Raw genomic sequence first — 12,754 nt, forward strand, 5'->3', positions numbered from 1 at the left:
CCCGCAACGGCAGACCGCGACTACGCAGTGAGCTGGTCCCGCCACCACGGCGCACACGGGCAGAGGTGCGCGGGACAACCCTGGATCGGCCGTCCCGCGCACCTGGCGGCACTTGCTCCAACCTCGCCCTGCAAAGCCGCTGACACGAGACAAGGCCGGCTGAAGTGCCAGGCACAAGGTCCAGTGGCGGGCGGCCCTGCCATGCGGTTCGCAAACGGGGGCAAGGGGATCAGGCGACCGGCGCGGGGGTGCCATGGTCGGCGCCTACCTGCTCCTTGATCACCTCAGGCTCCTTGAAGAAGAACAAGCTGATCAGGAAGGCCAACGCGATGGTCCCCGCACCGAGCAGGAACACAGCGTGCAGTCCGTCGAGGAAGGCCCCCATGACCTGCTGCTGTTGCTGTGGCGGGAGCAACTGCAAGCCTGCCACGCTGATCGACCCGTCCTGCGACGAGGTGCGCCTGGCCAGCGACTCGGGCAACTCGGCCAGGAAGCGGTGGGCCAGCACCGCGCCGAACACCGCGGGACCGAGGGACTGGCCGATCATCCGCATGAACGCCGCTGCCGTGGACGCAGTGCCAAGGTCGCTGAAGTCGACGGTGTTCTGTACGGCTGCGGTTGGTACCTGGTTGAGCTGGCCGATGCCGAGGCCGAACACCGCTAGGTAGACGCCGATCAGCCAGAACGAGGTAGTGGAGCTCGCGGTGGCGCAGAGCGCTGTCGCCGCGGCGGCGGCCACGCTCCCGATGATCGGGAAAGGCCGGTACCGGTTGAACTTCGAGATGAGGCTGCCGCTGAGCAGCAGCCCGAGCAGCATGCCGATGATCATCGGCATCAGGTGCATGCAGGTGTCGAGCGCGCCGAGCTTCCGCACGATCCGCATGTACAGCGCCATGTAGAACGCCATGCCGAGCAGGGCGAACCCGGTCAGCACCGCCAGCACCACGGCAGTCCGGAAGGTGCGGTTGCCAAACAGGCTCAGCGGCAGGATCGGATCGCTGGCCCTGCGCTCTTGCAGGAGGAAGGCCAGCAGCAGAAGCACACCTACCGCGCCAAGGATCCACGGTGAGGCCCAGGCGTAGGGCAGTGTGTGGCCGATCGCGAGCAGGAGGGCGCTCACTGCGAGGGCCATCAGGACGGCCCCGGCGTAGTCGACGCGACCGCCCCGCCTCTCGACCCCCACCTTGGGTGCGAGCACCACGGCGGCCGCCACGATCAGCGTCAGCGGCACGTTGATCAAGAACGCGCCGCGCCAGGTGACGGTCATGCCAAAAATGACATGCGCGTCGGCGAAGAATCCACCCACCACCGGCCCGGCAATGATGCCGATCAGAGTGACCCCACCGACGTAGCCGCCGTACTTAGCGCGGTCCTGGGGCGGAGCCAGCTGACCGACCATCACCATCGCCACGCTCATCAGCCCGCCTGCCCCGAGCCCTTGCAGACCGCGGAAGGCGATGAGTGCCGGCATGGAGGTGGCGGCACCGCACAACAGCGAGCCGCCGGCGAAGATCGCCAACGCGACCAGCATGATCTGCTTGCCACCGATGCGGTCGGCGAGCTTGCCGTACAGCGGGGTGGTGATGCCAAGGGCGAGCGTGTACACGGTCAGGACCCACCGGCTGTCGTCAACGCCGTTTCGCGGATCAAGTTCCTTGATGATCGAGTACATCGCCACGTTGACGACCATCATGTCCATCGCCGCAAGCAGTGAGGCAAGCACGAGTGAGCCCATTACTAAGCGCAGTCGCGGGTGTCCCGTTTCTGGCGCAGCACCGGTCGGGGCGTCAGCCATCCACTTCATCTCCCATCCGGGTTCCACTTGGCGCCGGGTGGGGCGCCAAGGTGGTAGCAGGGCTATCGAACAGTGACAGGCATTTCGTCTGACAGTGTTCGAGGAAATCATTAACACTGTTAGACTGTCAAGTCGCCGAGGAGTGGAGACGTCGTGGCGCTGAGTCGCACGGACATCGTGCAGGCAGCACTTCAACTACTGGATGAGGTCGGCCTGGAGAGGTTGTCCCTGCGCGGGCTGGCCACGAAGCTCGAAGTAAAGGCGGCAACCCTGTACTGGTACGTCAAGAGCAAGCAGGAGCTCATCGACGAGATGGCGGCGGCCATGATGGCCGCCGCCTGGCAGGATGACGTACCCAAGCCCAGCGAGCCCTGGGACGTGTGGCTGACCTGGGTGGCGCGCAGCCAGCGCTCGGGCATGCTGTCGCGGCGCGATGGCGCACTGCTGGCGGTACGCAGCAGCCAGACCGACGACCAGTGGCAAGCGGTGGAGGGCTTGCTGCACATGCTGCAGCGCGACGGCTTCAGCCTCGACGACGCCATGCGCGGTCTCGGTGCCCTGACCAACTTCGTGCTCGGCTCGACCCTGGAGGAACAGCAGGCGATGGGGCAGAAGGGGGCCGTCACGACCATGCAGGAGCCCGATACGTTCCCACTCTCGGCGCGTGCCCTGACCGGCACCAAGGACTTCGACGCGATGTTCACCCATGGTCTCACCCTGATCCTCGATGGCATGCGCCTGCGGGTGCGCCGGTTCGAGGCGTGAGAGTCACTGGCGGTCATGGACGAGCGGGAGAGCCGGCCACTCGGAGGGCACCAGCGCCGTGACCGGATGCAGCCGAGTGCCGCAGGGGTACTGCGGCGAACTCTGGGCTCGATCCGTTGTGCTGGAGACCCCTCATGGCCTCAGCGGGCCGTAGGAGAGACTACGGCCCGTAGCCGCCAGCGGTGAGCGCTCACCGCCCCGGAACCCTCACAAGTTCTGTGGTCAGACCGTGCCCCTGTGGGTCGGCCGAGCGGCCTGACTGCTGATGGGGCGCCGTGCCGGCCAGGTGGTTGGGCGTGCACTGGGTCAGTGAGGGTGTGAGCCGTGCCTTCCGCAGGCTGCACGCGCTGATCGTACGAGATCGAAGAGGTGGGTGCGGGTGCTGTTCATCGGCGACGACTCAGCCGAAGACCACCACGATGTCGAGTTGCAGGACAAGACGGGCCTGCAACTCGTGCCAGCGCGACTGCCAGGGGAGTGGAGCGCATCACGAAGCTGCAGGCCCTCGCTGGCGACCCCGACTCGGTGTCCGACCCTGGTGGCCGCCGCCTACGCCGCGGCGGCCACCACGTACGCGAGAGTGCTGATCGCGCTGGATGAGCCAAGGCCCGCAAGGACTACGCCGGTACCAGCCCCGACACCCGCGCCTCCGGCAAGGTCCACACCGTCCAGGCCCGCAACGACCGCCTCGCCGACGCCCTCCAGAGGCAGGCGTTCTCCGCCATCAACACCTCAGCCGTTGCCCGCGATTTCCTCCAAGGTGCGCACCAGCCGCAGTGGGTCGGGCCGAGCCTCCAATTCGACGCGGACAGCCTCGGCAGCGTGCCGCTGGCTGGGATCGTCGATGGCCCGGGCGATCGCTGACCGGATCTCCTCGTACCCGGCCAGGAATCCCGGCAGTGTGCTGGAGGCGCCGGTGCGGTCGCATCGCCGGCCCACTTCGATCGCGTCGTCCGACAGCCCCAGCGCCACCTGCGGTACACCAAGAGCGAGAGCGTTCATCAGCGTATTGCCGCTGCTGTGGTGCACCACCGCGTCGCTGGAACGGATCAGCAGATGGATAGGGAAGTCCTGAACCACCCGCACGTTCTCCGGCAGCGGCCCCAGGTGTCCGGCCTGCTCCTTTGGCACCACCAGCACGACATCGGCGCCGAGCTCGACGGACGCATTCACCGCGTGCGACAGAGCTTCCGGCTCCTTGCCGAACAACCCGATCGCCGAGCGGCCCCAGATGATGCACACGCGCTTGCGGTCTGATCGGCCCTCCTGCGCCCACTCCCACTCCGGCAGCGTGCCCACACCGTTGTACGGCACGTACCGGCTGGCGTGATACACGGCGCTGCCATGGTCGGGAAGCGCCGCCACCGGGGTCGGATCGATGATGTGCTGGACCTGGGAGCGATCCCAGGGGTCGAGGCCGTGTCGGGCGAACACCTGGGCGGGGTCGGGCACGCCGAGGTAGAGGTGACCGGTCTCGTTGACCCCGAAGAATCCCGGGGGGCAATACACAGCGGGGACCCCGACCGCGCGCGCCGCCAGCGGACCGTCCTCGTTCATCAGGCTGTAGCAGACGATGTCCGGCCGCCAGGACTTCGCGAAGTCCACCACTGCGTCGCTGTTGCTGAGGAGCCCCTCGACCATCGACATCCACGTCTGTATCTGCAACTGTTCCAGGTCCACCTCGTTGAGCGATGCGACCCGCGCCCCGGTGATCGGGTGCAGTGGCAGCGGCAGCCCGGGCAGGATCCGCGTCCCGGCGTCCTGCTTGAGCAGCAGGCCGAGCCGGGCGAGCGAGTTCATGTCCAGCGGGGCCAGGAGCGGAACCGCCGTCAGGCCCGCCCGACTGACCGTACCTGCCTGCTCCTGCGCGCACACCACGCGGACCTCGTGGCCCGCGGATTGCAGTGCCCAGGCCTGACTGACCATACAGAAATAGTCGCCTGCCCAGTTGGACACAGTGAACAAAACGCGCATGCCACGCTCCGACCTGCCGTGAGGGACGCTTGCGCGGAGAGTGTCGCGACTCGGGCTCGACTGCGGCTGGAACGGCCGTCCAGCGCGGACTCTGTCGTTTCTGGATCGCGGGTCAAACTGTGTTTGGGAGCATCGCCGCGTCAGGACTACGAAAGGTGAAAGCTGTGCGTCTGTTGTTCGTCACGTACTTCGAACGCGCACACCTGCTCCCGTTGGTCCCGCTCGCCTGGGCGGCACTGGCTGCCGGACACGAAGTGCGGATGGTGAGCACTCCAGGTCTGATGGGCGCCGTGGAAAGCACCGGCCTGCCCGGCGTTGCCGTCGGCCGGGACATCGACCTGGAGGCCGTCCTCGCCTCGCGCGCGCTCGCGCCGGTCCGGCAGAGCGCGGCCGAGCCCGAGGAGGTCATGCAGGCCAGGGTGATGGAGAACATCGCCAGCCTGTTGCTCGAGTTCGCTGAGAACATGGTCGATGACCTCGTCAAGTACGCCAGGGCTTGGCGGCCCGACGTCATCGTCTACGACCCGGTCACCTTCGGCGGGCTTGTGGCCGCAACCGCGTTGGGTATCCCAGCCGTCGGCCACCTCTACGGGATGGCGCGCTGGCTGCGGCCGGAGTTCAAGAATCTGATCGGCGGCGAGGCCTGGCCCCGCTACGAGCAGTTGTTCACCAGGTTCGGCGTTGAACCCGCATACGATCCGGTGGCCTGGGTGGACCCGCGCCCGGCGAGCATGCGGTGGGACGAGGCGGTCATGGGAATGCCGGCGGCGCAGACGGTGCAACCGATCCCGATGCGATACATCCCGTACAACGGTTCCGGGGCGGTGCCGGACTGGCTGACTCGCCCGGGCGAGCGCCCCCGTGTCTGCGTCACCTGGGGAACCAGCCAACAGCGCAAGCTGGGGCCGCAGGTCATCGAACACTTCCGCGATGTCGCGGCCACCATCGCCGAACTGGACGTGGAGGTCCTGCTCACGGTGGGCGCGACCAACGAGGAGCAGCGCCGGCAGCTTCGCGGACTGCCCAAGAATGTGACAACCGTCGGCTGGGTGCCGTTGAACGGGCTGTTGGCCTGTGCCGACGCGATTGTACACACCGGTGGCACTGGCACCCTGATGACGGCGGCGGCCTGCGGTGTGCCCCAGCTGGGCGTGACCAAGATCCGCGAGGGCCTGTACAACACACAGCAGCTCGTCATGACCGGCGCGGGCCTGCACCTCGACGAGGACACCAGCAAAGTGTGTACGATCCGCGACACGGTCGACACGCTGGTATGCGATCCCCGCTACCGGAAGGCCGCTGCCGGGCTGCGCGCCGAGATCGAGGCGCAGCCGAGCCCGGCGGACGTGGTGGCGGAACTGGCCAGGATCGCATCCAGTCACTAGGTCGTGGGTCGCCGTTTCCGCCGAACGGGGAAGGCGGGATGTGCCAACGAGGCGCTCCATTGGTGTTGCGACAGCCGTACCACCCCGACGCCAGATCATCCGGGATCCGAGTGAAGGAGTGCGGACATGCAGATCGTCGGGCGTGGGTTTCTCGCCGGGCACTTGGAGTCGATCGCGTCGGCGCATCCGAGGGCCGTGGTACTGGCCGCCGGTGTGTCCGCGACCAGCGATACCTCACACGACGACTACGGGCGTGAGGCCGCCGTCCTGTACGACACGGCGGACCGGTGCGCCAGCAGGGGCGAGCGGCTGGTTTTCTTCTCCACGGCCTCCGCCGGCATGTACTCGGTGCCCGGGCGGGTGGGAAAGGAGAGCGGGCCGGTCTTCCCGGCCACGCCGTACGGCAGGCACAAGCTCGCGCTGGAGACGGTACTCGCCTCCTCCACCGTGGACTACCTGATCCTGCGCCTCGCGCACGTGGTGGGGCCGCGGCAGCCCCCGCACCAGCTGCTGCCGTCGCTGGCTGCGCAGATTCGCGCGGGCGTGGTGTCGATCCAGCGCGGCGCACAGCGCGACCTGATCGACGTCGACGATGTCGTGCGGATCATCGACGAACTGCTCTCGACCGGGGTGAGCAGGGAGGTCGTCAACGTGGCGTCCGGGGTGGCGGTACCGGCGGAACAGATCGTGGACCACTTGGAGATGCGGCTCGGGCGTACAGCAGAGCGGCGCTACAACGATTCCCTGCGGGCACAGGCGGTGTCAGTGGAGAAACTGCGGGCGCTCGCGCCATGCGTCAGGGACATGAACTTCGGCCCGGACTACTTCCGGGCGGTACTCGACAAATACGTGACGTCCTTCGCTGGGACACCGTCCTGATCGGCGGGCCCCAGGCGCAGGGAAGCGCTTCTCGACGATTCCCCGGTCCAGGGCAGGCATGGTAGCCACGAGCCCGGCGGAGCGGAGACAGGCATGCCGAGCGATGCCAGGGCGCGGATTTCTCGATCAGGTGGCTGGGTACCGTCCGGAGCGCACGCGCGGTCAGGAATTAATCCCCGGTGCCACACCGATCAGAGCCTCCGGGGCCGTGCTCACCGCGGAGAACCGGATCGCGCGGGAAGAGGCAGCGCTGAACATGCGCGTCGCCGTGGGTGAGGTGTTCCGTTCGGGCTGCGCGAGGCGCACATGGCCAACTCGGGCTCGCTGGCGAGAATCCTGCTCGCTCCGGCCGCGCTGACCTCACCGCAACTCGGTAGGCACGGTTGCGCCCGGGCGACGAGGTGCTGATCGTCGTCGTGAGCTTCCCTGTGACGATCAGTCCGGTACTGCAGAACGGCTGTCGGCGGCGGTTGAACCGTGACCCACTTTGGACGGTTGAGTTCTGACCCTCGCGTCGTCGGTGGTCTTGTTCAGTCGTTGTCGGTGGTGCGGGTGCGGCCGAGTTCGCGGCCGCGCATGCGGTAGGACTCGCCTTTGAGGGAGTGGACCTCGGCGTGGTGGACGAGTCGGTCGATCATGGCGGCAGCGACGGTCTCGTCGCCGAAGGTCTCTCCCCAGCGTCCGAAGGGTTTGTTCGAGGTGACGATCACGCTGGCCCTCTCGTATCTGTTCGAGATCAGCTGGAAGAACAGGTTCGCGGCCTCTGATTCGAACGGGATGTAGCCGACCTCGTCGATCACGATCAGCGGGTAGCGGCCGAGCTTGACGAGTTCGTCCTGGAGGCGGCCGGCCTGGTGGGCGGCGGCGAGGCGGTCGACCCACTGGGCGGCGGTGGCGAAGGCGACCCGGTGGCCTGCCTGGCAGGCCCGAACCGCGAGTCCGGTGGCGAGGTGGGTCTTGCCGGTGCCCGGCGGCCCCAGGAAGATCGCGTTCTCCCGGGCGGCTATGAAGTCCAATGTTCCCAGATGGGACAGTTGTTGGCGCGTCAGACCGCGCAGGTGGGTGACGTCCAGCTCTTCGATGGTCTTGATCGCGGGGAAGCGGGCGGCTCGGATGCGGCCCTCGCCGCCGTGGCTGTCACGGGCGGAGACCTCGCGCTGCAGGCAGGCGACCAGGTACTCGAGGTGGGGTCCAGGACTCGGCCTGGGCGCGTTCGGCCAGACGCTCGGCGGCGTCCAGCAAGGCGGGGGCCTTCATCGCGCGGGCGAGGAAGGCCAGGTCGGCGGCGGTCTGCCGGCCCGTGCGGGAAGCCTGGCCGTCCGCCTTCGCCGTGCCGGAGGGTGTGGAGGCGGTGCGGGCCATCAGGTGTCCTCCTTCCCGGCGCCGCCCTCGATGAGGGTGAACATGCGGTCGTAAGTGCCCAGTTCACGTTGCTCGACGTCGATGCCCAGGCTGTCGGGCGCCAGCAGGGCGGCATGGGCGGTGGCCGCGCGGGCGGCCTGCTGGTGGATGACCTCGCCGCGCAGGACCTCGGCCGCGGTGGCGTGCTCGGGGTCGGTGATGCTCTGGTGCCTGGCCCAGCAGCGGGTGTGTCGGCCACGATGTCGTTGCCGGCGATGACGGTGACCTCCTCGTTGTCGGCGCGGACCATGACGGTGCGTCCGATCGCGCGCGGGTGGACGGAGTAGTCGTTGGTGTCGACGCGGATGTAGTGGTCGCGGCCGATGCGGGTGTGGAAGCGCCACCAGTGCGGCGGGGCGACGGGCGGGATCGACAGCATCGCGGCCCGGTCGGCCTCCCAGCGGTCCACCGGCCGGGCGCCGATGATCCGGTGCTGGCGCCGGTTGGCGATCTGCAGCCACGCGGTCAGCTGGTTGTTGAAGTCGTCGGGGCCGGTGAAGGTGCGGCCCGGCAGGAAGCTGGTCTCCAGATAGCCGTTCGCGCGTTCGACCAGGCCCTTCGCCTCCGGGTCGCGGGGCCGGCAGAGGTGGACCTTGACGGCGAGCAGGCCCGCGAACGCGGCGAACTCGCTGGTCAGCCTGCCTTTGCCGACGCCCGCCTCGTTGTCCCAGACCAGCATCTTCGGGACGGCGCCCCAGCCGTCAGCCAGCAGGCGCCAGTGGCCGTCGATCAGGTCGCCCGTCTGCCGGGAGGGCAGCATCCGGGCGGTGATCACCCGTGAATACCCGGAGACGATCACGAGGACAGGCGGGCGACCGGACTGGCCGTAGCCGAGCGGGATGTCCACGGCGGGAACCACAGGTCGCACTGGGCGAGCTCACCGGGCTGGTAGACCGTCCGCGAGACCGGATCGACCGGCAGATAGGCCGGCCGCAGCTCGCGCACCCGCTCACGCAGGATCGTCATCCCGCGCTGCCAGCCGATCCGCTCGGCGATGACGGTGACCGGCATCGTGGGAGTCGCCTTGAGCAACTCGCGGATCGCAGGCTCGACCGCATCCACCGCCGAGCCCTTCAGCGGACGCTGGTAGACCGGCGGCCGATCCGAGGCCAGGGCCCGCGACACGGTGCCTCTGGAGATCCCCAGCTGCCGGGCCACTGCCCGGGCCGACAGCCCCTCAGCCCGATACAGCCGGCGAATCTCGGCCCAGTCCTCCACGCAGATCACCCTCTCCTCCTCCTGACCCTCAATGAAGATCAGGATGATCAAGAGATCGCGAGGTGGGTCACCGTTGATCCGCCGTTCAGCGGTCAGTTTTCACCCGTCCTCGAGAACGGCATGACGCCGGTGTTCGTCGACGTGGAACTGAGCCCGTTTGAAGTCCCACCCTGCGGTTGGACACCCTGGAGTCTGGGACATGTGAGTGCCGGGGTGGGAACAAGAGCAACATCAGTAAGCGGGTACACAGCGGAGTTCGAGCGGGGCGCAATCGCGCTCGTTCGGTCTTCTCCGACCGGAACATGACCGAGACGACACGGTGACCCGCTTCCGTTTGTTGGATCACCACCACGGTGCCCGGGGCGTCAAGCGGATCTGCCGGGCGCAGGTAGAGCTCGGGGCTGCCACCCTGCGCCCGGAAGCCTGCCGGTTCGAGCCGCGGCGACCGGCAGGCCAGTTCACCGCTCGGTGTGCTGCAGTGGCTCCCACCACTGCGGGTTGTCCCGGTACCACGCCACGACCTCGGCAAGACCGCGCTCAAAGTCCACTCGGGGCCGGTAGCCGAGCGTGGCGCGGATCTTGCTGTCGTCCAGCGAGTAGCGCAGGTCATGACCCTTGCGATCCTCGACATACCGGACGCTGTTCCAGTCCGCGCCGCACAACTCCAGCAGCCGTTCGGTCATCTCCCGATTGGTCAGTCCAGTCTCCGTACCGACGTTGTAGATCTCGCCGGCCACACCGTGCTTGACCACCAGGTCAACCGCGTCGCAGTGGTCGTCCACGTGGACCCATTCCCTCACATTGCCGCCGTCACCGTACAGGGGAACGGTTCGCCCACTGAGCAGGTTGGTGATGAACAGCGGGATGAGCTTCTCAACGTGCTGGTACGGACCGTAGTTGTTGGAACAGCGGGTGACACACACGTCCAGGCCATGCGTTCGCCAGTACGCCCGGGCCACCAGGTCACTGCCTGCCTTGGACGCCGCATACGGCGAGTTCGGCAGGAGGGGGAAGTCCTCGGTCCAGGAACCGTCACTGATGGAGCCGTAGACTTCGTCGGTTGACACGTGCACCACCCGCACGCCGGCGTGCAGCGCGGCGTCCAGCACGCTCTGTGTGCCGACGACATTGGTGACCATGAACGCACCCGAGCCGGTCAGCGACCTGTCCACATGGGATTCAGCGGCGAAATGCACCACCACGTCATGACCCGGGACTGCCTCACGCATGAAGGCGTGGTCGGTGATGTCGCCGACCACCATGGTCAGCCGCGGGTCCTGGCCCGGCAGGTTGGCTGGGTTCCCCGCGTAGGTGAGTTTGTCCACAACGGTCACACGCACGTCTTCGGCGGGTTGGTAAGCCCCTGCGAGGAGCCTGCGAACGTAGTTCGACCCGATGAAGCCTGCACCGCCGGTGACCAGGACGCGCGTCATAGGATCCCCCGTTCTCAAAGGTGGCAAGGACCCGGCAAGTATCCGGTAGCGGGTTCAAGCCCCGCTGGAATGACGGTTGGCCCGTGCGGCGCGGAAGTAGGCCGGGACTCAACCCAGCCTCGAATCATCCTCAATGACCGATACGTATGATCAGGTCACTCCGCCCGGTCGCGTAGGGAAGACCGGCCGCCACGTCGCTGAGGGGAACAATGTCTGAACTGAGGGTCGGTATCCTCGGTGCGTCCAGGGCTGCGGGCGACGCTCTCATCAGGCCCGCCCGCAAGGAGCCGGACGTGTCCGTAGTCGCTGTCGCCGCCCGGGAGCTGGGCAGGGCCAAGGCGTTCTCCCGCAAGTTCCGGGTCCCGCATGCGGTGGAGGGGTACCAGGCTCTCATCGACGACCCGTCGCTGGACGCGTTGTACATCGCGCTGCCGAACTCCGAGCACGCCGCGTGGACGATCAAGGCCCTGCGCAGCGGCAAGCACGTACTGTGCGAGAAGCCCTTGACAGCCAACGCCGCGGAGGCTCGTGCGGTGGCGGACGTGGCGACCTGCGAGGGCCGCGTGCTGCTGCATGGCCTGCACTACCGGTACCACCCCCTCGCCGACCGCATGCAGCGCTTGGTCGAGACGGACGAGATCGGCCAGATCAGGCACGTCGAGGCGAATCTGTCCTGGCCGAACCTGCGCAAGGATCCGGTCATGGCAAGCTACGAGCTGGCCGGCGGGTCGATGATGATGTGCGGCTGCTACGCCCTGCACTGCGCGCGACTGCTCGGCGGCGCGGAGCCCGAGGTCGTGGCCGCGACAGCAAAATCGGCGAAGCCCGATGTGGACAGCGCCATGACCGTCGACCTGCGCTTCCCCAACGGCGCCACCGGCCGGATCACCTGCTCGATGACCCTGGTGCCGCAACCGAAGACCTCGCTGTCCGCGCTCGCCGTCGGTGACCGAGGCACGCTGCGGGTGAGCAACTTCGTCATCCCCCAACTGTGGCATCGGTTCCAGACCGAGATCGACGGAATCCGCCGCACCGAGCGGTTCCGCGCAGGGACCAGCTATGGGCACCAACTGCGCGCGTTCACGCGGGCGATCCGCACCGGCTCCCCGGTGGTGACCGGGCCCGAGGACGGGGTCGCGTTGATGCGCCTGGTCGACGACTCCTACCGGGCAGCCGGGATGCGCCCCCGGACAGGCAGCCTGAACCTCGAGGACACCGTCGACCGGGCATGAGGCCCGGCGACAAGTCCGGCCCCACCGCCTGGTTCAGGAAGGGACCCCGACGACGCCCGCCGTGCCCCTCAAGATGGGCTTCACCGTACGCACCGACGAGAGAACGCGATGCACATCGTGTCCACCGCCGGGAGGGGCTGAGCCGCCGATGGCACTACCGACTCCCCGCCAGATTCCTGCCCAGCTGCAGCAGTGGCGGCTGACCGAACAGAGCGAGACCGACGGCTCCGGCTCGACCGCCTGAGAAGGCGGTAGGTCCGCTTCTGGTAGCGGCCTCGTCCCGGCTGGGTGAGGAATCCCTGGCGGGTAAAGGCGTCCCATGCGGCTGTGGGTGACGTTCAGGGCCGGGTCGCCGGTAGGCATGCTGAGGAGTTCGTGTAGTTCGCGACTCGAACTTCCTGGTAGGGATGCTGGTCGAAGGCGTTCACGATCGCCTGGTGGGCGGTGGTGGACTCGGGTGGGTCCGGTGCGTTGCCGGTCGGTGGGAGTTCAGCGCTGACCCTCCGGGTGGTGGCCAGGGCTGCGAGGCAGCCTCGGTATCGGTGGGCGCGGCGGCCTCGTCCCATCACCTGGGCTCGGGGATGAAGCCCTGCCCTGGCCAGCCGGGTCACGGCAAACGACCCCGACGGTAATGCCCACGCGGTGCACCGTGGATGATCACCTTGTCTTTGA

General features: G+C 67.7%; 7 protein-coding genes and 3 pseudogenes. 5 read left to right on the forward strand and 5 right to left on the reverse strand.

Annotated features, from left to right (window positions below):
* Positions 1–229: 229 nt before the first annotated feature.
* Positions 230–1,906, reverse strand: a complete 1,677-nt coding sequence (locus tag OG294_RS40320) for an MFS transporter (RefSeq protein ID WP_327072030.1) — start codon at positions 1,904–1,906, stop codon at positions 230–232.
* 42 nt (positions 1,907–1,948) lie between these two features.
* Here OG294_RS40320 and OG294_RS40325 point away from each other — a divergent pair, with 42 nt between their 5' ends.
* Positions 1,949–2,560, forward strand: coding sequence for a TetR/AcrR family transcriptional regulator C-terminal domain-containing protein (locus OG294_RS40325; protein WP_327071960.1), 612 nt, complete (start codon positions 1,949–1,951; stop codon positions 2,558–2,560).
* Between the two features lie 600 nt (positions 2,561–3,160).
* A pseudogene (locus OG294_RS40330) lies at positions 3,161–3,313 on the forward strand (IS110 family transposase); the annotation flags it as partial.
* On the opposite strand, the gene OG294_RS40335 reads toward OG294_RS40330, so the two are convergent.
* Positions 3,293–4,534 carry a nucleotide disphospho-sugar-binding domain-containing protein gene (locus OG294_RS40335; protein WP_327071961.1) on the reverse strand — a complete coding sequence of 414 codons (1,242 nt, stop codon included), beginning with the start codon at positions 4,532–4,534 and terminating at the stop codon, positions 3,293–3,295. The pseudogene OG294_RS40330 and the gene OG294_RS40335 sit on opposite strands and share 21 nt — an antisense overlap.
* 164 nt (positions 4,535–4,698) lie before the next feature.
* Between OG294_RS40335 and OG294_RS40340 the strand changes: the two genes are divergently transcribed.
* Both OG294_RS40340 and OG294_RS40345 read left to right on the forward strand, forming a co-directional pair.
* The gene (locus OG294_RS40340) at positions 4,699–5,919 is read left to right on the forward strand and encodes a nucleotide disphospho-sugar-binding domain-containing protein (RefSeq protein WP_327071962.1); all 1,221 of its coding nucleotides are present in this window, start codon (positions 4,699–4,701) and stop codon (positions 5,917–5,919) included.
* Positions 5,920–6,045: 126 nt separating this feature from the next.
* Positions 6,046–6,798: an NAD-dependent epimerase/dehydratase family protein gene (locus OG294_RS40345; RefSeq protein WP_327071963.1), complete on the forward strand. Its 753-nt coding sequence runs from the start codon at positions 6,046–6,048 to the stop codon at positions 6,796–6,798.
* Positions 6,799–7,328: 530 nt separating this feature from the next.
* On the opposite strand, the pseudogene istB reads toward OG294_RS40345, so the two are convergent.
* From istB to rfbB, 3 genes and pseudogenes are all read right to left on the reverse strand, one after another.
* Positions 7,329–8,160 (reverse strand): annotated as a pseudogene (istB, locus tag OG294_RS40350) (IS21-like element helper ATPase IstB).
* Positions 8,160–9,426, reverse strand: a pseudogene (istA, locus tag OG294_RS40355) (IS21 family transposase). The pseudogenes istB and istA overlap by 1 nt, the downstream one beginning before the upstream one ends.
* 449 nt (positions 9,427–9,875) lie before the next feature.
* A complete protein-coding gene (gene rfbB, locus OG294_RS40360) occupies positions 9,876–10,850 on the reverse strand; it encodes a dTDP-glucose 4,6-dehydratase (protein ID WP_327071964.1) in 975 nt (324 codons plus the stop codon).
* A 209-nt stretch (positions 10,851–11,059) separates the two neighbouring features.
* Between rfbB and OG294_RS40365 the strand changes: the two genes are divergently transcribed.
* Positions 11,060–12,082 (forward strand): Gfo/Idh/MocA family protein, encoded by a 1,023-nt coding sequence (locus tag OG294_RS40365; RefSeq protein WP_327071965.1) that lies wholly within the window; start codon positions 11,060–11,062, stop codon positions 12,080–12,082.
* Positions 12,083–12,754: the final 672 nt, after the last annotated feature.

The sequence above is a fragment of the Kitasatospora sp. NBC_01302 genome (assembly GCF_035976515.1).
In the GTDB taxonomy this organism is placed as follows: Bacteria; Actinomycetota; Actinomycetes; order Streptomycetales; family Streptomycetaceae; genus Kitasatospora.

Coding starts and splice junctions, on each gene's coding strand:
- OG294_RS40320 (WP_327072030.1), bottom strand. CDS start 1,906: ATGATTTCCTCGAACACTGTCAGACGAAATGCCTGTCACTGTTCGATA.
- OG294_RS40335 (WP_327071961.1), bottom strand. CDS start 4,534: ATGCGCGTTTTGTTCACTGTGTCCAACTGGGCAGGCGACTATTTCTGT.
- OG294_RS40345 (WP_327071963.1), top strand. CDS start 6,046: ATGCAGATCGTCGGGCGTGGGTTTCTCGCCGGGCACTTGGAGTCGATC.
- rfbB (WP_327071964.1), bottom strand. CDS start 10,850: ATGACGCGCGTCCTGGTCACCGGCGGTGCAGGCTTCATCGGGTCGAAC.
- OG294_RS40365 (WP_327071965.1), top strand. CDS start 11,060: ATGTCTGAACTGAGGGTCGGTATCCTCGGTGCGTCCAGGGCTGCGGGC.